Here is a 22,197-nt window from a genome sequence, read left to right on the forward strand (position 1 = left end):
GAAGACCGGGGCTCCTGCGCCCCGCCGGCACCACCACTTCCCGACTTCTGGAGTTCTCCCGTGACCGAGTCCGTATTCAAGCCCGCCGCCCCGGTCCAAGCCCCGCCGGTGGTGGTGGCGAGAGGACTCACCAAGACCTACGACACCGGCGGCAGCCAGGTGCACGCCCTGGCCGGCGTGGACGTGGAGTTCCACCGGGGCGCGTTCACCGCCATCATGGGCCCCTCCGGGTCGGGCAAGTCGACCCTCATGCACTGCCTGGCCGGGCTGGACGTACCCACCTCCGGCACCGTCCACCTCGGTCGCACCCAGATCACCGGGATGCGCGACGGCGAACTCACCCTGCTGCGCCGCGACCGCATCGGATTCATCTTCCAGTCCTTCAACCTGCTGCCGATGCTCACCGCCGAGCAGAACATCCTGCTCCCCTCGCAGATCGCCAAGCGCAAGGTCGACCAGGCCCGCTTCGACCACATCGTCGACGTCGTGGGGCTGCGCGACCGGCTCGACCACCTGCCCGCCAAGCTCTCCGGCGGTCAGCAGCAGCGCGTGGCGGTCGCCCGCGCCCTGCTCAACGCACCCGAGGTCGTCTACGCCGACGAGCCCACCGGCAACCTGGACTCCCGTTCGGGCGCCGAGGTGCTGGCCTTCCTCCGCGACTCGGCCAAGGACCTGAACCAGACCATCGTCATGGTCACCCACGACCCGGTCGCCGCCTCCTACGCCGACCGGGTGGTGTTCCTGCGTGACGGCCAACTGGTGGACGAGGTGCTCAAACCGACCGCCGAGACCGTCTCCGAGCACCTGCTGAAGCTGGAGGCCTGAGCCCCCATGCTGCGCACCACACTCGCCGGGCTCAGACTCCACAAGTCCCGGTACGTCACCACCGTCCTGGCCATCCTGCTCGGCGTCATGTTCGTCTCGGGCACCCTGGTCTTCGCCGACACCCTCGAGGCCAGCTACGAGGAGTCGGTGATGGGGTCGGCGACCAGCGTCGACGCCATCGCCGTCCCCGAGGCGGAGGAGGGCGAGGACGAGGACGGCTTCCCGCTGGACCCCGTGCCCTTCGGCGACGCCGTGCTCGACGACATCCGCGCCCTGCCCGAGGTCGCCGACGCCGACGGGCTGGTCCGGGGCCAGGCCGTACTCCTGGACGCCGAGGGCCGTGCCTTCGGTTTCACTCCGCCCGCCGCCATCGGGCTCGGTGAGACCAGCCGGTTCTCAGCGAGCGAGGGAGAGCTTCCCGCCGCCGACGACGAGATCGCCCTGGCCACCTCCACCTCCAGCCAGACCGGTTTCGAGGTCGGCGACACCGTCACCGTGCTCGACCCCGACCAGGACAGCCGCGAGTTCACCGTCACCGGTCTGGTCAACTTCGGTGTCGACCCCAGCTACAGCTACGGCGGCGCCGTCGTCTTCGCCCAGGACACCGTGGAGGAGATGACCGGCGCCAGCGGCTACTCCGAGATCAACGTGATGTCCACCGAGGGCACCACCGACGAGGACGCCGCCGCCGCGGTCGCCACGGTCACCGGTACCGACGTGCAGACCGGTGCGGAGTTCGGCGAGGCGATGGCGGAGGCGTCCGGATCCGAGACCGCGATCCTGCGCATCGCACTGCTCCTCTTCGGCGTCATCGCGATGTTCGTCGCCGGTATCGTCATCTACAACACCTTCGCGATCCTCATCGCCCAGCGCCAGCGCGAACTCGCCCTGCTGCGCTGCGTGGGCGCCAAGCGCGGCCAGATCTTCCGTTCCGTACTCACCGAGTCGTTCGTGGTCGGCCTGTTCGCCTCCGTGCTCGGTGTGCTCGCCGGTACCGGAATCGGCGCGCTCGGGGCCCGGTTCGGCGGCCAGTTGATGGGCACCGGCGCCACCGCCTCCTTGGTGGTCAGCCCCACCGCCGTGATCGTCGGCCTGCTCGTCGGCACCCTGATGACGGTGTTCTCCGCTCTGATCCCGGCCACCCGCGCCACCCGCGTGGCCCCGCTGGCGGCCCTGCGCACCAGCGCCACCGCCGCCGGCCTGGAGAAGGGCACCGGATGGATGCGTGTGGTGTTCGGTCTGGTGGCCTTCGCCGTCTCCGCAGCTCTGGTCGGTCTTTCCCAGTCGATGAGCCCCGACCCCAACGGACTGTTCGTCGTGACCGGTGCCGCCCTGGTCGCCTTCGTCGGTGTGGTGGTCCTCGGCCCGCTGCTGGTGCGCGGGATCGTCCGGGTCATCGGTATCCCGTTGCGCCGTGTGGGTGTGCCCAGCATGCTGGCGGTGGACAACTCCACCCGGAGCCCGCGCCGTGCCGCCACCGCGATGATCGCCCTCACCGTGGGCGCCACGCTCATCACCGGATACTCGGTGATCAGCGCGTCGTTCGAGAGCACCATGACCAAGCAGCTGGACGAGAGCTTCCCGGTGGACTACCAGGTGAGCGCCCAGTACGCACCCGACGGCCCGGCGACCACCGCCGGCACCGAAGCGGAGGCCGCCGAAGAGGAGGCGCTGGAACAGGGCGCCCCTGAAGAGGGTGACACCGCACAGGGCACTCCCGAGGACGGAGCCGCCGAGGGTCCGGGCAGCGGGGAAGGCGCCGTCGACGAGGGCGGAGCCGTCGAGGGCGAAGCCGTCGACGAGGAGACCGGAACCCCCCTGGTTCCGAGGGAGGTCGAGGAGAAGCTGTCCGCCAGCCCCCTCCTGGACAAGGTGATCTCCGAGCGCTCCACCTACCTGGACGACTTCACTGATCTCGACAGCATGGGGCTGCCCGTGTCCGCGTACTTCGGGGCCGAGATGGGCGTCGACATGCGGGCCGAGACCGTCGAGGGCGACCTGGACGACTTCGGGACCGGCAAGGTTCTGCTCACCGAGAGCTACGCGGACGGCACGGGGGTCGGCGACACGATCACCCTGCCCGCTCCGGGAGGCGACCTCGACCTGGAGGTCGCCGCGGTCCTGGAGAACGGTGCGGCCTTCTGGGGCGCGGTCATCACCCCGACGGACTTCACCGCGGCCTTCCCCTCCGTCGAGGAGGGCCGTTACCTCCACATCCAGGCCGCCGAGGGCACCGACCCGGCCGAGGTTCGCGAGGCCGTCTACGCGGCGGTCGACGACTACCCGATGGTCCAGGTCATGTCGGTCGCGGAGATGAAGAACCAGTTCTCCGAGATGATGAACATCGCCTTCTACACGATCGCGGCGATGCTGGGCCTGGCGATCATCATCGCGGTGTTCGGTATCTCCAACACGATGGCGCTGTCGGTCCTGGAGCGCACCCGTGAATCCGCGCTGCTGCGGGCGCTGGGGCTGGCCAAGGGCCAGCTGCGCCGGATGCTCAGCGTCGAGGCCGTGCTGCTGTGCCTGATCGGTGCCGGTATCGGTATCGCCCTGGGTGTGCTGTTCGGCTGGGCGGCCGGTGCCGCGATCCTGCCGGGCCTGGTGTTCAGCATCCCGACCGCCCAGATCACGGTGTTCATCGCGATCGCGGTCCTGGCCGGTCTGCTGGCCGCGGTGCTGCCCGCCCGCCGGGCAGCCGGAACCTCGATCACCGGAGCGCTCGCCAGCGAGTAGACCCGGCCCGCATCCCGGGGTCAAGACCGAACAGAGCGACGGGGAATCGGCGCGGGCCCTCACCTACGGGTGGGGCCCGCGCCTACTGTGTCCGTAGTCCCGGGGAAGGTTGTCGTATGAGTGGTTCGGCGTCGGTACCGGTCACCGCCGGGCGGGTGGCGTGGGGGACGCCCGCCGCCCGGTGGATGCTGACCGCCACGGTGCTGGGTTCGGGGATGGCGTTCCTGGACTCGACCGTCGTGACGGTGGCGCTGCCCGCCATCCAGGGCGACCTGGACACCGGGCTGGCCGGGCTCCAGTGGATCGTCAACGGCTACATGGTGACGCTGTCCGCGCTGATCCTGCTCAGCGGTTCGCTCTCCGACAGGTTCGGCCGGGTGCGGTTGTTCATGGTCGGGGTGGCGGTGTTCGCGCTGGCCTCCGCGCTGTGCACGTTCGCGCCGACCCTGGAGTGGCTGGTCGCCGGGCGAGTGCTCCAGGGGGTGGGCGGCGCGCTGCTGACCCCGGGCAGCCTGGCCATCCTGCAGGCGGGTTTCCGTCAGGACGACCGGGCGCGGGCGATCGGCGCCTGGTCGGGGCTGACCGGTGTGGCCGCGGCGGTGGGGCCCTTCGTGGGCGGCTGGCTGGTGCAGATCGGCGACTGGCGGCTGATCTTCCTGATCAACCTGCCGATCGCGGCCGCGGTGCTGTTGATCTCCTGGTTCAAGGTGCCCGAATCCCGGGATGTCACAGCGGCCCAGCGGTTGGACTACAGCGGGGCTCTGCTGGGTGTGGTGGCGCTGGCCGGGATTACCTACGCGCTGATCCAGTGGGGCGCGGTGGGCGGCACCCCCGCGGTGTGGACCGCCGTGGCCGTGGGTGTGCTGGCTCTGGCCGCGTTCCTGTTCACCGAGGCGCGCGCCTCCAGCCCGATGCTGCCGCTGGGCATCTTCCGGTCGCTGCCGTTCAGCGTGACCAACGCGGCGACCGTGCTGATCTACGGTTCGCTGGGGCCGCTGCTGTTCCTGCTGGTGATCTACCTCCAGGAGGTGTCGGGCTACTCCCCGATCGCTGCCGGGGCGGCCTCTCTGCCGATCACCGTCCTGATGCTGCTGCTGTCGGCCCGCTCGGGCGAGCTGGCCGCGCGGATCGGGCCGAGGCTCCAGCTGGTGGTGGGGCCGCTGCTGCTGGCCGCCGGGTTCTGGCTACTGTCCCGGCTGACGGAGGACGCCCCCTACCTCACCGGGGTGCTGCCGGGGGTCCTGCTGGTGGCGCTGGGCCTGGCCACGACCGTGGCCCCGCTGACCGCGACGGTGCTCGCCTCGGCCCCGGAGCGGCACGCCGGGCTGGCCTCGGGGGTCAACAACACGTTCGCTCGTGGCGCGCAGCTGATCGGTGTGGCAGCGGTGCCGGTGCTGGCCGGGATCGGCGGTTCGAGCGGTGCGGCTTCGGGGGCGCGCGGGGACGCCTCGGCGCTCGCCGACGGTTTCGGCACGGCGATGCTGATCCTGGTGGTGCTGTGCGTGCTCGCGTCGCTGTGCGCATTGCTGCTGCCGCGCGGCCGGATGCCCGAGGCTGCCGAAGCGGCCGACCGCGGTTCCCCGCCGGCGGGGGCCAGCTCTCCGGAGCCGCTCGGCCGGGAGCAGCCGCCGCGGTTTTGCGGTGTGTCCGGTCCTCCGCTGCGCTCCTGCCCCGGTTCAACCGCCGGAAGCGGCGCCGCCGACCCTTTGAGCGGGTAGGGCGCCGGTCAGCTCTCGTAGCCCTCCGGGGGGCGATCGTTGACGGCGTTGGGGTCGGAGACCACGTTCAGCGCCTCCTCCTCGGCGCTGCGGCCACCACCCCAGCGCTGCCGGGGGATGGCGCTGCCCAGGCGCTCGGCGCGCACCCCGTCGTTGATGCCGAGCCGTCCCCGGCTGTCCTCGTCGACGAAGTCGTAGCTGAGGATGTTGTGGTCGGGGTCAAGGACCCGCTCTCGTTGGGCGACCTCACTCACCTGGGGGTCATCCCCCAGGTCCAGGTCCACCTCGTAGGGCTGTTCGGTCACTGTGTCCGCCTCCTTTCCCAGGGTCTTCCCCGCTTTGACCTCGATGATCACTCAATTCCGCGCTCCAACGAAGAAACTTGTGCCTTTGTGAAGAACGTTCGGGACGGAGACGGGAAAAGGACCCCGGGGCTGGCGCCCCGGGGTCCTCGCGGTGTTCGGTTCAGGCTTGGTCGGACTCGTCCACCTCGTGGATCGCCTCGCTCTCCGCGCCGGGGGCGTCGATGTCGAAGTCCTCACGCGGGATGACATCGTCGCGTTCCTCCCGGACCTCCTGGTCGATGCCCCGCTCGGTGGCGGCGCTCTCGTCCTCGAAGGTGTAGCCGTAGACCGGCGCGTCCGGGTTCTGGCGGCTCTCCGCCAGGGCGATCTCGCTCTCCTCGGGGTCCTCCCCCATGTCGGCGTCGACGTCGTAGGGCTGTTCGGACATGCGCTCCCCCTTGCTCACCGTCCTGACACTCGTATGGTCGCAGTTCAGGGGCGGTGGACGAAAGGGGACACGGCTCCGGGGAGGGGCCGTCGCGGGTCCGGGCCCGGTCCGGGTCAGCGGCGGGCGTTCTCCGCGCGGCGCAGGCGCAGCGGGCGCAGCGCCGCCTCCAGGGCGACCGCGCCGTCGAGTTTGCTCTGGCCGACCAGCCGGTCCTCGAAGTGGATGGGGATCTCCATGATCTTCTGGCCGCGGCGGAAGGCCCGGTAGTGCATCTCGACCTGGAAGGCGTAACCGGTGCTCTCGATGCTGGCCAGGTCCAGCACCTCCAGGGCCGAGGCCCGCCAAATCTTGAAACCGGCGGTGACGTCCTGGACCGGGATGGACAGGACCGTCTTGACGTAGGTGTTGGCCCACCCGCTCAGCAGGCGGCGGCGCAGTCCCCACGCCGCGGAGAGGCTGCCGCCGGGCACGTAGCGGCTGCCGATGACCACGCCGGCGTTGGTGGAGTGCAGGGTGCCCAGCAGCTGGGGTACGTAGCCCACCGGATGGCTGAGGTCGGCGTCCATCTGCACCACGTGGTCGGCGCCGTCGGCCAGGGCCCGGGTCATGCCCTCCACGTAGGCGCGGCCGAGGCCGTCCTTGCGGGTGCGGTGGACCACCGAGAGTCGTCCGGGGTGTTCCACGGCGAGCTTGTCGGCGATCTCCCCGGTGCCGTCCGGTGAGTTGTCGTCCACCACCACGATCCGCAGCCGAGGCAGGTCCAACGCCATGAGCTGGGCCACCAGGACGGGCAGGTTCCCGGCCTCGTCGTAGGTGGGCACCACCACGGTCAGCGCCGAGCTCCGCCAGGGCTCGGGCAGCGCCACCGGCTCGGGGGTGATCCGCACCGGGGCGGCGGAGGCGTGCTCCGGGGGCGTCGGTTGGGAGGGCATGCGCGGCGGCTCCTGAGTACGTGGACGTCGGTGCTGGACTGCGGTGGAGGGGTACGGGGGGGGTGACGGGGGTTCGGTACTGGCGAGTAGGGGGTGTGTACAGGATCACGCATAAGGTGCTCACCGCACAATAGGCGTGAAGGGTAGGGTACGCGCTCCTCCCACAGCCAAGCGGTGGAACGCGCCTGCCGGACCGACCCGCACCGGTCACTGGCCGCGTGCGTCGGCGACCACGGCGACGTGGACCAAGGCGCCGGCCTCCTCCAGGGTCATCAGGACCTCGGGGTCGGCGCTGCTGTCGGTGACCAGGTGGGCGATCTCCTCGGGGGCGACGGTGGGCACCATGGTGTCGGCGCCGACCTTGGTGTGGTCGGCCAGCACGATGGTCTCCTCGGCGCAGGCGGACAGGGCCCGGTCGACACCGGCCACCGCGGGGTTGGGGGTGCTCAGGCCGCGGTCGGCGCTGACGCCGTTGCCCGACAGGAAGGCGCGGTTGACCCGCAGCCCCGTCAGAGAGGCTTCGGCGGCCGCTCCGACCAGGGCCCGCATGGGCGCGTGCAGGGTACCGCCGGTCATCATGACCTCGACCCCCGCGGCCCCGGCCAGGACGTCGGCCACCCGCAGGGAGTTGGTGACCACGGTGAGGTCGCCGTGGCCCAGGAGCGCCCGGGCGAAGGCCTCGGCCGTGCTGCCGGGGCCGATGGTGACAGCGTCTCCGGGGCGGACCAGGCGGGCGGCGGTGGTCGCGATCGCGGCCTTCTCCGCGGCGCACTGGCCGCTCTTGCCGGTGTAGCTCTGTTCGTGGCCGATCCGGCCGGGCAGTGCGGCACCGCCCCGGCGGCGGTCCAGCAGCCCTTCGGCCTCCATCGCGCGTACGTCACGGCGGACCGTGACCTCCGAGGCACGCACCTTGGCGGCGATGTCCCGCAGGGACATGCTGCCGTTGGCCCGCACCAGTTCCAGGATGCGCTCCCGGCGCTCGGCGGCGAACGCCGGACGGCTCTCCTCGGCCATGGGTACAGGCCCACCCTTTCCGTGTGTGACGCACGGCAGGGGAACCGCGCCGTCCTAGAGTACGGACCGGTCCTCGGTGGACGATGCGTCGGTCTGCGGCTTCTCCGTCAGGAGGGTCACCAGGATGACCGCGGTAAGGGCCACGAGGCCGATGAGCGCTCCGGCGCCGAACAACATGACGACAGACATCTGAGCCTCCAAGGGGGCGGGCTGACCTGCCACTTACCGAATGCCCCGTTTCACCGCGGCTCACACCACCGATCCCCGAAAGATCAGCCACAATGGGGGCATGACCCTCAGCTCCGCACCCCTCGAGTCCACGGTGTGGTGGGCCCACACCTCCGCCGCGAGCGAACGTCTGCTGCGCCTGCTGGACAGCGAGGAACTCGCCCGCCAGTCCCGGTTCCGGCTCCAGGCCGACCGCGACCGCCACCTCCTGGGGCGTTCGCTGGCTCGCCTGGCACTGGCCGAACGCACCGGCTGCGCTCCGGAGAAGGTCACCTTCGACCTGCGCTGCCGTTCGTGCGAGGAGAAGTCGCGGACCGGCGCGGACGGGCACCCGGAACAGGGTTCGGGGACGGGCGGGCAGGCACCCCACGGCAAGCCGGTACCCACCGGGGCCGCCCGGGGGTGGGAGATCTCGGTGAGCCACTCCGGTGAGTGGGTGGCCCTGGCACTGGCCCGCGAGGTGCCGGTCGGTGTGGACGTGGAGCGGATCTCCGACGCTCGCGACCTGGACGGTCTGGCCGGGTACACGCTGGCCGACGCCGAGCACGAGCAGTGGCGCGCCCTGCCCGAGCCGGGCCGGGCCGGAGCGTTCTTCGGCTACTGGGCGCGCAAGGAGGCCCTGCTCAAGGCGACCGGCCTGGGCCTGTCCGGGGGGCTGCGAAGGGTCTCGGTCAGTCCCCCGCACACCGAGGCGCGGCTGCTGTCCTGGGAGGGCGGCGGCGGACCCGAGACCGCGTGGCTGTCGGACCTGGACCGGGGCGAGGAGTACCGTTCGGCGCTGGCGGTGCTGACCGACCGCCCGGTGGAGCTGGCGGTGCACTCCCCCGAGCGCACCGCCGACCTCCTGCGCGGCTAGCCCTCGTTGGCCAGGTGGCGGCTGATGACCAGGCGCTGCACCTGGTTGGTGCCCTCCACGATCTGCAGGACCTTGGCCTCGCGCATGTAGCGCTCGACGGGGAAGTCCCGGGTGTAGCCGTAGCCACCGAAGACCTGGACGGCGTCGGTGGTGACCTTCATGGCGGTGTCGGTGGCCAGGAGCTTGGCCATGGCGGCCTGCTTGCTGAACGGGCGCCCGGCGTCGCGCAGGCGGGCGGCGGACAGGTAGAGCTCGCGGGAGGCCGCGATCTGGGTGGCCATGTCGGCGAGCATGAAGCCCAGCCCCTGGAAGTCACCGATGGCGCTGCCGAACTGGCGGCGTTCGCGGGAGTAGGCGAGGGCGGCGTCCAGGGCGGCCTGGGCCAGACCCACGGCGCAGGCGGCGATGCCCAGGCGACCGGAGTCCAGGGCGGACAGGGCGATCCCGAAGCCCCGACCGTCCTCCCCCACCAGGGCGTCGGCGCCGAGCTCGACGTCGTCGAAGAGCACCCCGGCGGTGGGTGAGGAGCGCATGCCCATCTTGTGTTCGGGGGCGGCCGAACCCAGGCCCGGCGTGTCCGCCGGCACGTGGAAGCAGCTGATGCCGCGGGCGCCCGAGTCCGGAGCGCCGGTCCGGGCGAAGAGCGCGTAGTAGTCGGCCCGGCCGCCGTGGGTGATCCACGCTTTGGCGCCGTTGATCCGGTAGCCGGAGTCGGTGCGCTCGGCGCGGGTGGCCAGGGCGGCGGCGTCGGAGCCCGAGGCGGTCTCGGACAGGCAGTAGGCGCCCAGGAGTTCGCCGCCGACCATGGCGGGAAGGTGGGCGGCCTTCTGCTCGGCGGTGCCGAAGGCGGCCAGCGGGTAGCAGGAGAGGGTGTGGACGCTGACGCCCAGGCCCACCGCGAGCCAGCCGCGGGCGAGCTCCTCCACGACCTGGAGGTAGACCTCGTAGGGCTGTTCGCCGCCGCCGTACTCGCCCGGATAGGGCAGTCCGAGCAGTCCGGCCTCGCCCAGGGTGGCGAACACGTCGCGGGGGAAGACGGAGTTCTCCTCGTCCCCGGCCGCGCGCGGGGCGATCTCCTTGTCCACGATCTCCCGGGTCAGCTCCAGGAGCTGTTCGGCCTCGGGTGTGTGCAGCGTGCGTTCGACCGCCATGAACTCTCCCACGGTTGCGCGCCCAGGTGCGCCTCGGACCGACTGGCATCGCGGGGTCGCCGCGAATTTAGTAGGTCGTCCAACTATATGGTGACGCACGGCACCTTATCCCAATGTGCCGTGCCGGACACCAACCAGGTGGCCCGGAACCCGGATCCCCTGAACACGGAAGCCCGTCGTGCGGGTTCGCGCTGCACAGGGTGTGCAACGCGTCCGTTCTGGCCCGCGCGTCTGTACACGGGGGGTGTCCGCGCCTTAGATTCCACGCATGGACCTCGAACTCCGCCACCTTCGAACGATCTGCCTGCTGGCCGATACCGGCAGCGTGACCAAGGCGGCCGCGGCGCTGTCCACGTCACAGCCTGCCCTGACGACCCAGCTACAGCGGATCGAACGCGAGGTGGGCGGACCCCTGTTTCATCGGGGGCGCTCGGGGGTGCGGCCGACCGAACTCGGCGAGTTCGTCCTCGTCCGGGCGCGCGGGGTCCTGCTGTCCATGGATGATCTGCTGAACGACATCACGGCGCGCGGGGCCTCCCCCAGTACTCTGCGCGTGGGCGGAGTCGGGCCGCTCACCGTGGAGCTGTCCGCGCGTCTTCCGGAGATCTTCCCGAACGTTCCGGTGCATGTGCGCACGGAGTACTCGCCCAAACTGGTGACCGACCTTGTGCGGGCCGGAAGGCTGGACCTGGGCACGACCATGGATTACGTGGATCGTGACCTTCCCTCGGATGGGCCGCTCGCCTGGGCGATGCTCGCCGTGGATCCGCTGCACGTGGCCCTCTGGGAGGAGCACCCGATGGCGGAGAAGCCGTTCATCCAACTGGAGGACCTGGCTGAGTCGCCGTGGGCGCTGACTCCCCCGGATGGGACCGGCTGGCCCGAGTGTTTCTATTTGGCGTGTCAGAGGGCGGGATTCAGTCCGCAGGTGCCGTACCGGCTTTACGAGAGGTCGGAGATCCGGGACCTGATCGCCGATCGCCGAGCGATCGCCCCCTGCCAGGCCGATTTCGACGCGGGTAAGGGTGTCGTGGTCCGACAGCTGGATGGAGCCCCGATACAGCTCAGGCATCTCCTGGTGTGGAGACGCGACAGCACCGTGCACCAGGCATCCGCACGTATCGCTCGCCTGGCCCGCGAGCTGCTCAACAGAGGTGAGTTGAAGGAGGCCCCCACTCCAACCGAGTGAGGGCCCACAGCTTGAGGGGATGAGGGCTGAGGTCAGCGCGCCGCGCGAGCCTCAGCCATCAGCAGCGCATGCCATTCAGCAGAGGGGAAAGACAGCGTCGCCGCACCCCGGTTCTGGGTATCGCGCACATCCGCGCCGCTGGGGGTTTCACGTGCTTCGACGCAGTGCCCCCCATCGTGGGAGTAGCTCGACTTGTGCCAGCTGCCCGTCATCGGACCAGCCCTTCCACGAGCGCGCGCCACTCGGCAGCGGGGAACGACAGGTGGCCCGCTTCGCGGTTGACCGTGTCCCGCACGTCCGCGCCCGACTCGTGCTCCCGGACCTCGACACACTGAGAACCCGAGTCGCTGTAACTGGACTTGTGCCAACCGTTGGACACTAGATCATCTCCTTCAACAACTGCCGAGACTGTTCCAAGGGGAGAGCGTCCGCCAACACACGGCGCTCGATCTCAAACAGCCGCTCCAACCCACTGCTCGCGTCGAAGACCACGTTACCGCTCTGGTGATCAGAGGAAGCCGCTCGTGTCCCATCTTCCAGCCGCACGAGCAACAGCGGGGAAGTCACCCCCAATATGATCCGGGGCGGCGGGACCAGGTGAAACCGAACTCCGTCATCCATCAACCACTGCAGGCGTTGCACCTGCTCACGACGGATCACTTCGGGGAGCATCGACAGCGCAGCGGCGGGAATTACTGCGGTGATCTCGGGATTGTTGCGCTCCCTGAGGTATTCGTACCGGTTCGCGCGGAGCGCGACGACGCGCGCGATCTCAGTGGCGGACCACAGAGGCTGCCCCTCCTTGAAAACCGCCTCCGCGTACAGCGGGCTCTGCAACAACCCGGGAAGCAGGGCAGGAGAGATGCAAGTGATCGCAGTCGCGGCTTCCTGCAGTTTCCCTGCGTCCAGCATCCAGGGGAGCAGAGCAGACGGAGAGGTATAAAACTCCCATTTTCGGAAAAGTGCACCCTTCAGGCCGAGCGCCTCGTCCAGCTTCAACACGTCCCTGCGGACCGGGACGCTGTGGTCGTTTTCCCAGCGGGAGAGAGTGGAAGCAGAAGTTCCCGCTGCCTTCGCGAGTCCGCGAAGCGTGTAACCTGCGCGTTTGCGCTCTTTTTTCAGGTATTGTCCAAATTCTTGTTCCACCATGTTTCAAACGCTACGCAGATTGTTCTACCTAGAACTAGGTCCGCTGGGGTTATAGATCACTAACTGTGAAACACGGGCCTCGGGCATGACGCTGGGTTCGTGGATGCGAACGGACGCCTTCGGGCACAGCCGAAAACCTCGACCCAACCCCTCGTGGCTCTGGAGCAGGCCTTCAAGGCACGCCAGCTCCTGACCTACCGGGAGGGCAACACCCTCGTCGTCAACGACCCCTATCTCCGCCAGCGGGTGGACGTCACCTGTAACGAAGCGTGGTTCTGCTGGCCCTCTCCGGCGGGAGAACCTAAGTTCGTGGATCGGCACAGCCCCGGGGACGCGGTCGACCAGATCATCAGGCAGTACGCGGGGATCTACATGGAGGACCGCTGATGATCGAGAGTCGCGAATACCTGATGGACACCGACCCGAGCATGTACCTCACGACCGGGGAGGTCGCCGTCGTACTGAAAGTCGGCACCACCACCGTCAAGAAGCTCGAGAGCTCCGGCAGGCTCCCCGCCCTGAAGAACCTGCGCGGCTGGCGATACTTCAACGCCGGAGACGTCTTCGCCTTCATGGAGGAGCGAGGCAACCCTGAGACCTGAACCGGACAGCATCCCCCCGACGGGGCGTCACCCATGTGGGTGGCGCCCTGTTCGTTTGCCCTCGTCAAAAGCCCGGCATGGGCGATGGGACAGGGGATGTCGACCGGCCAAAGGAGGTTTTGGCGTTACCGACGGTTGCAGTGGTGAATCACGTTCGTATGATATTTACCAACCGGTAACGTACTGGCGAGTAGGAAGACCCGCCCCCCGCACCCGCTCCCGAGCTACGAAGCCGCTTTCCCCCACGGGCCAGACAGGCCTCCCGCTGCGAAGGCACAACCGAGTTCAGGACACCAACATGCGATCACTGGGAACAGCGGCTGCGGCTCTCGCCGTCGCCCTTCTCGTCGCCTCGTGCGGCGACCCCGATTCGGCTGACGACGCCACCGCCGCGGACGACGTCACCATGGGGGTCACCGATGACAGCGTCGTCATCGGCACCCACCAGCCACTCACCGGACCGGCCTCCCCCGGTTTCGTGCACGTCTCCACCGGGGCGAGCGCCGTCTTCGACTACATCAACGACAACGGCGGCATCCACGGTCGGCAGATCGACTACCGGGTCGAGGACGACGCCTTCGACCCCGCGCAGACCATGGATGTCACGCGCAGCCTGATCGACGACGACGAAATATTCGCCATGCTGGGCGGGCTGGGCACGCCCACCCACGAGGCGGTCATCAACGACCTCAACGCCGAGGGCATCCCCGACCTGTTCGTCTCCTCCGGGGCCCTGGCCTGGGACCAGCCCGAGGAGTACCCCTACAGCTACGGCTTCCAGGTGGACTACTCCAAGGAGGCCAAGGTCCAGGGCGCCTACATCGCGGAGAACTTCCCCGGTAAGGACGTGGGCCTGCTCTACCAGAACGACGACGTCGGCCCCGCCTCGCACTCGGGGATCGAGCAGTATCTGATCGACGACATCGTGGCCTGGGAGTCCTACGACCCCGGCGTCCCCGAGCTGGAAGGCCAGATCGCCGCGCTGAAGGAATCCGGCGCCGACGTCGCGGTCTGCTACTGCATCCCCGCCTTCCTCGGCCTGGCCATCCTCAACGCCCAGGCCATCGGCTACGAGCCGCAGTGGGTCGCGCCCAGTTTCGGCGGCGACGTGCAGATCGTCTCCGAACTCATCGCCGAGCACGCCCAGGGCACCCCCGCCGAGGACGTGCCGCCGGAGGCCTTCACCGACGGCCTCATCATCACCGCGTTCCTCCCGATGGCGGCCCAGACCGACGACCCCTGGACCGCCTTCTACCGTGAGATCCACGACGAGTACAACGACGGCGCTCCCTTCACCGACACCACGGTGTACGGCATGGTGCAGGCGACCCTGCTCGCCCAGCTCCTCATGGAGGTCGGCCCGGACCTGAACCGCGAAACCCTCCGGGAGACCCTGCACGCCCAGGAATGGGCCGGACCGGGCATGGTGCCCTTCGTGGCCACCGAGGACGACCACAGCGGCTACGCGGGCGTCATGGTGGTCCAGAACAACGCCGGAGAGAAGCCCGAGATCCTCCAGGAGCCCCGCATCACCGACAGCGACGGCGGGGAGATCGAGCCCTTCGAGCTGGACCGGCCCACCCCGGACGAGGTCCCGCTCTTCGGCGGCAGTGGTAACGGCAGCGAATAACACGCAGCACAAACACCGGGTGTGCCCGGAACGCCCCCGGTGAAGACGGGTGCGGGTCAGTTCTGACCCGCACCCGTCGCGTTTTTGCGCTTCTTGCGCGAGCGCAGCCACCAGGCCAGGCCGAGCAGCATGGCCGCCGCCCCGGTGGCCACAGCCACCGGGAAGCCCAGGTCGATCCCGCCGGTGCCGACCAGCACCATCGCGGCGGTGGCGGGCAGCGACCCGATGGCGGTGCCCAGCACGAACGGCCCGACCGGCAGTCCGGTCAGCCCGAAACCGTAGTTGACCATCTGGTACGGGATCACCGGAATCAGTCGCAGTTGGATCACCGCGAGCAGGGCCCGGCCGCCGACCAGCCCCTCCAACTGGGTCCGCACGCGTTCGGGGAGCCTGCGGGCGAGCGCGTCACCGGCCACGTAGCGGGCCACCATGAACTGCACGAACGCGGCCAGCACGCCCCCGGCCAGGGCCAGGACCACCCCCGCGGCCAGGCCGAACAGCAGCCCGCCCGCGATGTTCAGCGCCGGACGCGGCACCAGCGCCTGCACGGCCAGGGTGTAGGCGGCCAGGTAGACCACCGCGCCCAGGACCCCGGCGTCGGCGGTCCAGGCCCGTACCGTCTCCAGGTCGGGCCCGTACAGGATCGCCCAGAGCAGCAGGCCGACCCAGCCCGCGAGCAGCGCCCCGCGCCACAGCCAGCCCCACTTCTTGTCCATTCGTCCCAGGCTAGGGCCCTGCTCGGTGTCGTTCAGCGCCGCTCCAACCGGGGAAAGACCACCTTCTTCACCACCAGGGTGAGCGCGGCCGCAGTGGAGATCGCCAGGAGCGCGCCCACCAGCCCCAGCAGGGCGCCGCCGACCAGAGCGGCGGTGATGTTGACCGTGGGGGACCACGTCCACCGCGTGCCGCATCACCCTGGGCGAGATCACGTAGCTCTCGATCTGCTGGTAGACGAGGAAGAACGCCAGGGTGACCAGCCCCATCCAGGGGTCGCCGATGGCCACGGCCAGGGAGGCCACCACCGCGCCGATGGTGGTGCCGACCAGCGGGATCAGCGCGGTCACCGCGACCACCAGGGCCAGGGTGAGCGCGTAGGCCGACCCGATCGCCCACAGGAACAGGAAGGCCACCACCCCGCCGAAGGCCGCCACCACCAGCTGACCGGCGATGAAGGCGCCGATCCGCTGGACGATCTCGTCGCCGATCTCCCGGACCCCGTCCCGGCGCGAGCGCGGCACGAAGCGGTAGGAGACGTTCATGATGCCGGGCAGCGAGGCCATGAAGAACAGCGTCAGGATCAGCACCGTGAAGGTCGCGAACAGGGAGTTGAACACCACCTGTCCGACCCCGACCAGGCCGCCGAAGATCTGCTGGCCGAAGTCGTCCCCGGTCAGCATGGCCTCGACCCGGTCCAGCACGTCGTAACGCTGGTCCAGGTCGCGGAAGAACGCGGAGTTCTGCAGGCGGTCGAAGGCGGTCGGCAGGTTCGCGGCGAAGGAGCTGACCTGCTCGGTCAGCGGCGGGATGATCGCCCACACGAACACTGCCAGGAAGCCGAGCATCGCCAGGCAGACGGTCACGATCGCCGCCCAGCGCGGCAGCCGCAGCCGTCGCAGGGACTCGATCACCGGGTTGAGGCCGATGGCGAGGAAGAGCGCCACCAGGATGTAGACGAGCACCGCCCGCACGCTGATCAGGGCGTTCACCAGCAGCCAGGCGACCAGGACGCCGAGCGCGCCGACGAAGCCCACCAGGAAGTAGTTGGGGCGGTTCGGTCCGCCGCCGCTCAGCCAGCGCAGCGGGTTCTCACCGGCGCCGGCGCCTCCGGGGGCCGGGATGGGCCCGGTCTGCTCCTTCTCGGGTCCGGCTGCCGGGCCCTGCGGGGGCGCGACGGCCTTGGGCTCTCCAGTGTTCCCGGTGTTCCCGGTGTTCCCGGTGTCGGCCGCCTCCTTCCCGACCGTCACCGGTCCTGCTCGGAGGGCGGGTTCGACGGGTCGGGCAGGCGCAGGACGAACAGCGCGCCGCCGAGCAGGTCGCTGTGCCCGGCGACCAGAGTGCCCCCGTAGGCCTGCACGATCTCCCGGGAGATGGGCAGCCCCAGCCCGCTGCCGCCCGGGTCGCGTTCCCTGGACTCCGGGAGCCGGGAGAAGCGCTCGAAGACCCGCTCGCGGTCCTTGACGGGGATGCCCGAGCCGTCGTCGTGGACCTCCACCACGGCGGCGCCCTGGTGGTGCTGGACGATGATGTCGATGCGGCCGTTGGCGTGGCGTTCGGCGTTGGCCACGAGGTTGGTCAGCACCCGGACCACACGGAGCCGGTTGACGTAGGCGTACACCGGACCGGAGGTGTGCACGAGCACCTCGGCCGACCCGCGTCTGCCGGAGAACTCCCCCTCGGCCAGGTCGGACAGGTCGACCTTCTCGCGCTTCATCGCGACGTCGGTGTCCAGGCGGGCCAGCTCCAGGAGGTCGGAGACGATGTTCTCCAGCCGTTCGGTGTCGGACAGCAGCCCGGTCAGGAGCCGTTCCCGCGCGCGCTGGTCGGGTTCGGGGTCGGAGAGTTCGACCTCCAGTTTGGTGCGCATGCCCGCGATGGGGTTGCGCAACTCGTGGGAGGCATCGGAGACGAAGCGGCGCTGGCGGGTGACCGCCTCCTCCAGTCGGGCCAGGCTGGAGTTGGCGGTGCGGGCCAGGTGGGCGATCTCGTCGTCGCTCTTGGGCACGGGCAGCCTCCGGTGCAGATCGCTGACGGACAACCGGTCCATTTCGGCGCTGATCTGCTCCACCGGGCGTAGTGCGCGCCCCACCCCGTACCAGATGATGATCCCGGTACCGAAGAGCAGGGCCACCGAGGTCCCCAGCAGTACCATCTCCAGGACGTTCTCGGCCAGGATCAGCGGCGTGCGGGTGGCCGCGAGCACCAGGACGTCGTCCCCGTAGGCGGAACCGGTGACCGCGTATCCCACCACCTGGAAGCAGTCTCCGCTCTGGTCTCCCGCGACCATTCCGCAGGTGATGTCATCCAACCGAAAATCGCCGGGTTCCGGATCGTGCTCGGTCAGGGGCGGGACACCGCGGAGGGTGTCGCTGGCGGCCAGGACCTCGTCGGTCTGCCAGTCGATCACCTGGAAGCGCGTGATGGGTTCGGAGGCGGGGATCGGACCGTCGTAACGCTCCGTCATGATGTGATCCACCACGTGTCGCGCACCCTCCGCGGCCCGCTCCCGCAGCTGGCTCAGGGTGAGTTCGCGGATCAGCAGGGCGGCGGCGGTAAGGGCCACACAGAGGACCAGCGCAAGCATGGCGACGGCTCCGGCGGTGACCCGGGCACGGATAGTGCGCGGACGCAGGGCGCGCCATGGTCCCCGGGATCGTTCCTGCCGTTCTGCCACCCCACCATTGTTACTCAGGGCAATAAAAAACTGTCGAATTACCTCCGGTGTGGCGACCGAAGTACCGGAACGGGGACAAGATCCCGATCCGGACGATTCACCCCTTCCGCACCGAGGAAGGCTGAAACAGCCGCGGAAACAGCCACCGAAACAGCCGTTGCGGAAACAGCGGGACCGGAAGCGGCGAGGGCCGCACGGGCTATTCCGTGCGGCCCTCGTCCGGGGTGTTCCTATTCGTACGGTTCCGGCGGATTGGTGACCTCGGTGACCGAAAGGGTCTCCATCTCGTGCTGGGCGACCTCGTACAGGTCGCCCTCCGGCTCCACCCAGGTGCCGCGCACCTGCCACCAGGTGTCGGCCTCCGGCGCCGGGTGGTCGGTGATCAGGATCTTGTTGACCACCGCGTCCGCGGCGCAGCAGGCCATCTGGAGCCGGGCCAGGTACCAGCCCTCCCCGTCCTGTACGGGCACGGCGAAGCCGGTCAGCTCGACCTCGCGGCCGGCCATCTCCCGGTTCTCGTCCACCCAGGCCCGCAGGACGAACTGCTGGATGTCCAGCTCGACCACGTCGCCGGGGGCGGCGTCGGTGAGGTTGTCGCTGAATCTGGAGGAAGCGCGGTCGTCCCGGGGCGGCGGACCGGACGAGCCGCCGGTGCTCTCCACCGTGTACGACCCCAGCGCGGGCGGCGCGATCACGAACACCGCGACCACCGGCAGCAGGAGCAGCCAGGCCACGCGCGGGGCCCGCGAGTGGTCGTGGCCGTGGTCGTGCCCGGAACCGCCGCCGTACTCCGCGGCGGCCCGGTCCAGCTCGGAGCGGTCCGAGCCGCCCTCGTGCGGCTCGTGGGCCTCGACAGAGGCGGCCACGGTTCTGTGCTCCTCGGCGGCGTCCTCGGGGACCGCGGGCTCCTCGTCCAGCGCCTGGCCCTCGCCGCGCACCTCGGCCGTGATCACCAGGGCGCCGAGCACGACCATGACCACACCGGCGGCGATCAGGAAGGGCCCGAAGGCCCCCTTGACCCAGTTCAGGTACAGGTCGGTGGGGATCGTCGCGGTCAGCGCAGCGGCGCCGAGCAGAACGAGCGTGAGCCCCTGAGCGATGCGGTTCAAAAGATCAGAGCTCCAATCAGGAACGTACTCAGCAGGCCGACCACCAGACAGATCGGGGCGAATCTGGCGACGAAGCGCCAGCCGAACACCCCGGCCTGCATCGCGATGAGCTTGAGGTCCACGATCGGGCCGATGACCATGAAGGCGAGCTTGGCGGTGGGCGAGAAGTCGGTGAGGCTGACCGCGACGAAGGCGTCGGCCTCCGAGCAGATCGAGAGCAGGATGGCCAGCAGGGCCAGGACCAGCACCGAGATGATCGGGGCCTCGGCCACGGCCAGCAGCCACTCGCGGGGCACCATGACGTTGAGGGTCGCGGCGGCCAGGGCGCCGACCACCAGGTAGCCGCCCGCGTGCATCATGTCGTGCAGCATGGACTCGCGGAAGACCTGCCACTTGGAGGCGCCCGGGGCGTGCGTGCGCGAGGGCAGGCGCAGCCAGTCGGCCTTGCCGAAGCGCACCCAGATCCAGCCGATCACCACCGAGGCGAGCAGCGAGGCCACGAACCGCGCCAGGACCATCTCCGGCTGCCCGGCGAAGGCCACGGCGGTGGCGATCATGACGATCGGGTTGATGGAGGGCGCCGCGAGGAGGAAGGTGAGCGCCGCCGCCGGGGCGACGCCGCGCTTGATCAGGCTGCCCGCGATGGGCACCGAGGCGCACTCACAGCCCGGCAGGAGGGCCCCCGAAGCGCCCGCGACGGGGACCGCGCGGCCCGGCTTCTTCGGGATGAACTTCTGGTAGACGGAGGACGGCACGAACGCGACCAGCCCCGCGGACAGGGCGACCCCGAAGACCAGGAAGGGCAGCGCCTGGAAGCTGATCGCGGTGAAGATCGTGGCCCAGGCCAGGAAGGCCTGGCTGGTCAGCTCGTCGGTGAGCCAGGAGTGGGCCACCGCCATCGCCGTGATCAGCAGGGCGAACAGCCAGACCGTTCCGGTTCTGCGCGTGCTCTTCTCACGCCCCCATTCGGCGGGCGGTAGTTCATCTGCTCGGTTGTCCCAGCCGCCGGCGATCGAGTCACCGAGCGAGGCGTCGGGATCGGGCGCGGATCCGCGCTCCGATGCGGTCCGTTCGGACACAGGGGCACTCCGTCGGGGTTCGGTTGGGGACTTTTCGCATAGTAACCGAAAATGATTTTCGTTTGGGTCATGAGGAGACGACCTGTGGACAACCGGGGGTTGGCGCACACAGGAAACGGCGGCAAAGTGTGACCCAAGACACCAACGCCCGCCGACCGTAGCCCGCCCCTACCGTCAGCGGACATGAAACCGGGAACGGCGTCCCGACCGAACCGCGTTTTCGACGCGGAGTACCGACCCTAGTCGTCCCGATTCGAGCCCTTGTCCTCGTCCCCGTGCTCGCCGGAAGCACCGGCGGCGGTGTGGTCCCAGTCCGGGCCGTGCCTGCCCTCGGCGCCGTCCACCTCCGGGGTGAACTGCGGCTCCGGGTCGCCCTCGGCCAGGCCCTCGCCCCGGTCCACCGCGTCGGGCAGCGGGCCGCCGGCCTCGCCCCAGCAGTGCACGTTCTTCAGGTCGGGCATCTTGGACAGGGTGAACTGCGGGTCCAGGCCGTTGCGCAGCTGGCGGCTGTAGTCGGCCAGCAGGCGGAAGGCGATGGTGGACAGCGGGGCGATGGCCAGCAGGTTGACGGTGGCCATGACGCCCATGGAGATGTCGGCGAAGCTCCACACCACGGCCAGCGGGGCGACGCAGCCCAGGAAGACGGAGGCCAGGACCGCGTAGCGGAAGTAGGTCATGTGCTGGTGGGTGGCGTCCAGGAACTGGAGGTTGGACTCGCCGTAGTAGTAGTTGCCCAGCACCGAGGTCCAGGCCAGCAGGAACAGGATGACCGTCAGGGCGTGGATCGACCAGGTGCCCAGAGAGCTCTGCAGGGCCAGCTGGGCGACCTCGATCGCCGCCACGTCCGGGTCGAACTCCGTGCCGTACAGGAGCACGATGAACGCGGTCACCGAGCAGATCAGCCAGGTGTCGAAGTACACGCCCAGGGTCTGCACGAGGCCCTGCTTGGCCGGGTGGGAGACCGAGGCGGTGGCGCCGGCGTTGGGCGCCGAGCCCAGACCGGCCTCGTTGGAGAACATGCCGCGCCGCAGTCCCCACAGGATCGCCGTGCCCACACCGCCGGCGGCGACCTCTCGGAAGCCGAAGGCGTGCGCGAAGATGCTCCCGAAGACCCCCGGGACCGCCTCGATGTTGAGGACGACCACGGCGACGCCGAGCAGGATGTAGAGGATGGCCATCAGGGGGACCAGGCCCTGGGCGACCGTCGCGATGCGCCGCACCCCGCCGAAGATGACCGCCGCGGTGAGCAGCACCAGGGCCAGGCCGATCGCCGCGTTGATCCAGAAGCCGCTGGGACCGCCGAACTCGGTGACCGTGGTGCCGATCGCCCCGGCGATGCTGTTGGCCTGCACGGAGTTGAAGATGAGGCTGAAGGTCACCGTGATGATGATGGCGAAGAGCACGCCCATCCAGCGGCGTTCGAGGCCGTAGAGCATGTAGTAGGCGGGGCCGCCGCGGAAACCGCTGCTGGTGCGCACCTTGTACAGCTGGGCGAGGGTGGACTCCACGAACGACGCCGCGCCCAGGACCGCGGCCATCAGCCACATCCAGAACACCGCGCCGGGCCCGCCGAGCATGATCGCCAGGGTCACGCCGACGATGTTGCCCGTGCCCACCCGGGAGGCCGCCGAGAGCGCGAAGGCCTGGAAGGAGGAGATCTCCTTCTTGCCGTCGGGCGCCAGGCCCGGGCTGCTGCGCAGGACGCGGAACATCTCCGGGAGCAGACGGATCTGGACGAACCCCGACCGCACGGTGAAGTAGATGGCCAGGATGACCAGGAGCGGGATGAGGAAGAAGGTCCAGAAGAAGTCGTTGAGGGCGACCAGGATGTCGTTGAGGACGGTCACGCGTTCCCC

The 22,197-nt window shown here is 69.6% G+C and carries 22 protein-coding genes and 1 pseudogene; 8 read left to right on the top strand and 15 right to left on the bottom strand.

What is annotated here, in order from left to right; translation table 11 throughout:
• Positions 1 to 60 precede the first annotated feature (60 nt).
• From NE857_RS20085 to NE857_RS20095, 3 genes are all read left to right on the top strand, one after another.
• Positions 61 to 825 carry an ABC transporter ATP-binding protein gene (locus NE857_RS20085; protein WP_184364688.1) on the top strand — a complete coding sequence of 255 codons (765 nt, stop codon included), beginning with the start codon at positions 61 to 63 and terminating at the stop codon, positions 823 to 825.
• 6 nt (positions 826 to 831) lie between these two features.
• The gene (locus NE857_RS20090; protein WP_184364690.1) at positions 832 to 3,561 is read left to right on the top strand and encodes an ABC transporter permease; all 2,730 of its coding nucleotides are present in this window, start codon (positions 832 to 834) and stop codon (positions 3,559 to 3,561) included.
• 116 nt (positions 3,562 to 3,677) lie between these two features.
• Positions 3,678 to 5,279: an MFS transporter gene (locus NE857_RS20095; protein ID WP_254417175.1), complete on the top strand. Its 1,602-nt coding sequence runs from the start codon at positions 3,678 to 3,680 to the stop codon at positions 5,277 to 5,279.
• Positions 5,280 to 5,287: 8 nt separating this feature from the next.
• Here NE857_RS20095 and NE857_RS20100 read toward each other — a convergent pair whose 3' ends face one another.
• The 5 genes from NE857_RS20100 to NE857_RS34320 all read right to left on the bottom strand — a co-directional run bounded on the left by NE857_RS20100 (position 5,288) and on the right by NE857_RS34320 (position 8,146).
• Positions 5,288 to 5,584 (bottom strand): hypothetical protein, encoded by a 297-nt coding sequence (locus NE857_RS20100; RefSeq protein WP_254417176.1) that lies wholly within the window; start codon positions 5,582 to 5,584, stop codon positions 5,288 to 5,290.
• A gap of 160 nt (positions 5,585 to 5,744) precedes the next feature.
• Positions 5,745 to 6,011, bottom strand: a complete 267-nt coding sequence (locus NE857_RS20105) for a hypothetical protein (RefSeq protein ID WP_254417177.1) — start codon at positions 6,009 to 6,011, stop codon at positions 5,745 to 5,747.
• Between the two features lie 113 nt (positions 6,012 to 6,124).
• The gene (locus NE857_RS20110) at positions 6,125 to 6,943 is read right to left on the bottom strand and encodes a polyprenol monophosphomannose synthase (RefSeq protein WP_184364698.1); all 819 of its coding nucleotides are present in this window, start codon (positions 6,941 to 6,943) and stop codon (positions 6,125 to 6,127) included.
• A gap of 207 nt (positions 6,944 to 7,150) precedes the next feature.
• On the bottom strand, positions 7,151 to 7,957 hold the full coding sequence (locus NE857_RS20115; RefSeq protein WP_184364700.1) for a DeoR/GlpR family DNA-binding transcription regulator: 807 nt from the start codon (positions 7,955 to 7,957) through the stop codon (positions 7,151 to 7,153).
• Between the two features lie 54 nt (positions 7,958 to 8,011).
• Positions 8,012 to 8,146 carry a hypothetical protein gene (locus tag NE857_RS34320; protein WP_281386451.1) on the bottom strand — a complete coding sequence of 45 codons (135 nt, stop codon included), beginning with the start codon at positions 8,144 to 8,146 and terminating at the stop codon, positions 8,012 to 8,014.
• Between the two features lie 100 nt (positions 8,147 to 8,246).
• On the opposite strand from NE857_RS34320, the gene NE857_RS20120 reads away from it, so the two are divergent.
• On the top strand, positions 8,247 to 9,041 hold the full coding sequence (locus tag NE857_RS20120) for a 4'-phosphopantetheinyl transferase family protein (protein ID WP_254417178.1): 795 nt from the start codon (positions 8,247 to 8,249) through the stop codon (positions 9,039 to 9,041).
• On the opposite strand, the gene NE857_RS20125 is transcribed toward NE857_RS20120, so the two are convergent.
• Positions 9,038 to 10,192: an acyl-CoA dehydrogenase family protein gene (locus NE857_RS20125; RefSeq protein ID WP_254417179.1), complete on the bottom strand. Its 1,155-nt coding sequence runs from the start codon at positions 10,190 to 10,192 to the stop codon at positions 9,038 to 9,040. The genes NE857_RS20120 and NE857_RS20125 overlap by 4 nt on opposite strands.
• 268 nt (positions 10,193 to 10,460) lie before the next feature.
• On the opposite strand from NE857_RS20125, the gene NE857_RS20130 reads away from it, so the two are divergent.
• A complete protein-coding gene (locus tag NE857_RS20130; protein ID WP_184364706.1) occupies positions 10,461 to 11,381 on the top strand; it encodes a LysR family transcriptional regulator in 921 nt (306 codons plus the stop codon).
• A gap of 32 nt (positions 11,382 to 11,413) precedes the next feature.
• On the opposite strand, the gene NE857_RS20135 is transcribed toward NE857_RS20130, so the two are convergent.
• The 3 genes from NE857_RS20135 to NE857_RS20145 are packed head-to-tail and all read right to left on the bottom strand — an operon-like array spanning position 11,414 to position 12,530.
• Positions 11,414 to 11,593 (bottom strand): DUF397 domain-containing protein, encoded by a 180-nt coding sequence (locus NE857_RS20135; RefSeq protein ID WP_184364708.1) that lies wholly within the window; start codon positions 11,591 to 11,593, stop codon positions 11,414 to 11,416.
• Positions 11,590 to 11,760, bottom strand: a complete 171-nt coding sequence (locus tag NE857_RS20140; RefSeq protein WP_184364710.1) for a DUF397 domain-containing protein — start codon at positions 11,758 to 11,760, stop codon at positions 11,590 to 11,592. The genes NE857_RS20135 and NE857_RS20140 overlap by 4 nt, the downstream gene beginning before the upstream one ends.
• Complete coding sequence (locus NE857_RS20145; protein WP_184364711.1) at positions 11,760 to 12,530, bottom strand: helix-turn-helix domain-containing protein; 771 nt, start codon at positions 12,528 to 12,530, stop codon at positions 11,760 to 11,762. Before NE857_RS20145 ends, NE857_RS20140 begins: the two co-directional genes overlap by 1 nt.
• A 153-nt stretch (positions 12,531 to 12,683) precedes the next feature.
• On the opposite strand from NE857_RS20145, the gene NE857_RS20150 reads away from it, so the two are divergent.
• From NE857_RS20150 to NE857_RS20160, 3 genes are all read left to right on the top strand, one after another.
• Positions 12,684 to 12,917: a hypothetical protein gene (locus NE857_RS20150; protein ID WP_184364714.1), complete on the top strand. Its 234-nt coding sequence runs from the start codon at positions 12,684 to 12,686 to the stop codon at positions 12,915 to 12,917.
• Positions 12,917 to 13,132 carry a helix-turn-helix domain-containing protein gene (locus NE857_RS20155; RefSeq protein ID WP_246420243.1) on the top strand — a complete coding sequence of 72 codons (216 nt, stop codon included), beginning with the start codon at positions 12,917 to 12,919 and terminating at the stop codon, positions 13,130 to 13,132. The genes NE857_RS20150 and NE857_RS20155 overlap by 1 nt, the downstream gene beginning before the upstream one ends.
• A gap of 298 nt (positions 13,133 to 13,430) precedes the next feature.
• Positions 13,431 to 14,762, top strand: coding sequence for an ABC transporter substrate-binding protein (locus tag NE857_RS20160; protein ID WP_184364716.1), 1,332 nt, complete (start codon positions 13,431 to 13,433; stop codon positions 14,760 to 14,762).
• Between the two features lie 56 nt (positions 14,763 to 14,818).
• Here NE857_RS20160 and NE857_RS20165 read toward each other — a convergent pair whose 3' ends face one another.
• From NE857_RS20165 to NE857_RS20190, 6 genes and pseudogenes are all read right to left on the bottom strand, one after another.
• The gene (locus tag NE857_RS20165; protein WP_184371871.1) at positions 14,819 to 15,457 is read right to left on the bottom strand and encodes a TVP38/TMEM64 family protein; all 639 of its coding nucleotides are present in this window, start codon (positions 15,455 to 15,457) and stop codon (positions 14,819 to 14,821) included.
• A gap of 252 nt (positions 15,458 to 15,709) precedes the next feature.
• Positions 15,710 to 16,726: pseudogene (locus NE857_RS20170) on the bottom strand (AI-2E family transporter); the annotation flags it as partial.
• Complete coding sequence (locus tag NE857_RS20175; protein ID WP_254417180.1) at positions 16,723 to 18,153, bottom strand: sensor histidine kinase; 1,431 nt, start codon at positions 18,151 to 18,153, stop codon at positions 16,723 to 16,725. The pseudogene NE857_RS20170 and the gene NE857_RS20175, both read right to left, overlap by 4 nt.
• Positions 18,154 to 18,383: 230 nt before the next feature.
• Positions 18,384 to 19,262 (bottom strand): TIGR03943 family putative permease subunit, encoded by an 879-nt coding sequence (locus tag NE857_RS20180; protein WP_184364719.1) that lies wholly within the window; start codon positions 19,260 to 19,262, stop codon positions 18,384 to 18,386.
• Positions 19,259 to 20,341, bottom strand: coding sequence for a permease (locus tag NE857_RS20185; RefSeq protein WP_184364721.1), 1,083 nt, complete (start codon positions 20,339 to 20,341; stop codon positions 19,259 to 19,261). Before NE857_RS20185 ends, NE857_RS20180 begins: the two co-directional genes overlap by 4 nt.
• 239 nt (positions 20,342 to 20,580) lie before the next feature.
• The gene (locus NE857_RS20190; RefSeq protein WP_184364722.1) at positions 20,581 to 22,188 is read right to left on the bottom strand and encodes an alanine/glycine:cation symporter family protein; all 1,608 of its coding nucleotides are present in this window, start codon (positions 22,186 to 22,188) and stop codon (positions 20,581 to 20,583) included.
• Positions 22,189 to 22,197 lie beyond the last annotated feature (9 nt).

It is taken from the genome of Nocardiopsis exhalans (assembly GCF_024134545.1).
In the GTDB taxonomy this organism is placed as follows: Bacteria; Actinomycetota; Actinomycetes; order Streptosporangiales; family Streptosporangiaceae; genus Nocardiopsis; species Nocardiopsis exhalans.

What these genes read in the sequence shown, in the direction of transcription:
- NE857_RS20110 (WP_184364698.1), bottom strand. Translation starts at nt 6,943, where the DNA reads ATGCCCTCCCAACCGACGCCCCCGGAGCACGCCTCCGCCGCCCCGGTG.
- NE857_RS20130 (WP_184364706.1), top strand. Translation starts at nt 10,461, where the DNA reads ATGGACCTCGAACTCCGCCACCTTCGAACGATCTGCCTGCTGGCCGAT.
- NE857_RS34320 (WP_281386451.1), bottom strand. Translation starts at nt 8,146, where the DNA reads ATGTCTGTCGTCATGTTGTTCGGCGCCGGAGCGCTCATCGGCCTCGTG.
- NE857_RS20095 (WP_254417175.1), top strand. Translation starts at nt 3,678, where the DNA reads ATGAGTGGTTCGGCGTCGGTACCGGTCACCGCCGGGCGGGTGGCGTGG.
- NE857_RS20125 (WP_254417179.1), bottom strand. Translation starts at nt 10,192, where the DNA reads ATGGCGGTCGAACGCACGCTGCACACACCCGAGGCCGAACAGCTCCTG.
- NE857_RS20135 (WP_184364708.1), bottom strand. Translation starts at nt 11,593, where the DNA reads ATGACGGGCAGCTGGCACAAGTCGAGCTACTCCCACGATGGGGGGCAC.
- NE857_RS20160 (WP_184364716.1), top strand. Translation starts at nt 13,431, where the DNA reads ATGCGATCACTGGGAACAGCGGCTGCGGCTCTCGCCGTCGCCCTTCTC.
- NE857_RS20155 (WP_246420243.1), top strand. Translation starts at nt 12,917, where the DNA reads ATGATCGAGAGTCGCGAATACCTGATGGACACCGACCCGAGCATGTAC.
- NE857_RS20120 (WP_254417178.1), top strand. Translation starts at nt 8,247, where the DNA reads ATGACCCTCAGCTCCGCACCCCTCGAGTCCACGGTGTGGTGGGCCCAC.
- NE857_RS20115 (WP_184364700.1), bottom strand. Translation starts at nt 7,957, where the DNA reads ATGGCCGAGGAGAGCCGTCCGGCGTTCGCCGCCGAGCGCCGGGAGCGC.
- NE857_RS20145 (WP_184364711.1), bottom strand. Translation starts at nt 12,530, where the DNA reads ATGGTGGAACAAGAATTTGGACAATACCTGAAAAAAGAGCGCAAACGC.
- NE857_RS20105 (WP_254417177.1), bottom strand. Translation starts at nt 6,011, where the DNA reads ATGTCCGAACAGCCCTACGACGTCGACGCCGACATGGGGGAGGACCCC.
- NE857_RS20090 (WP_184364690.1), top strand. Translation starts at nt 832, where the DNA reads ATGCTGCGCACCACACTCGCCGGGCTCAGACTCCACAAGTCCCGGTAC.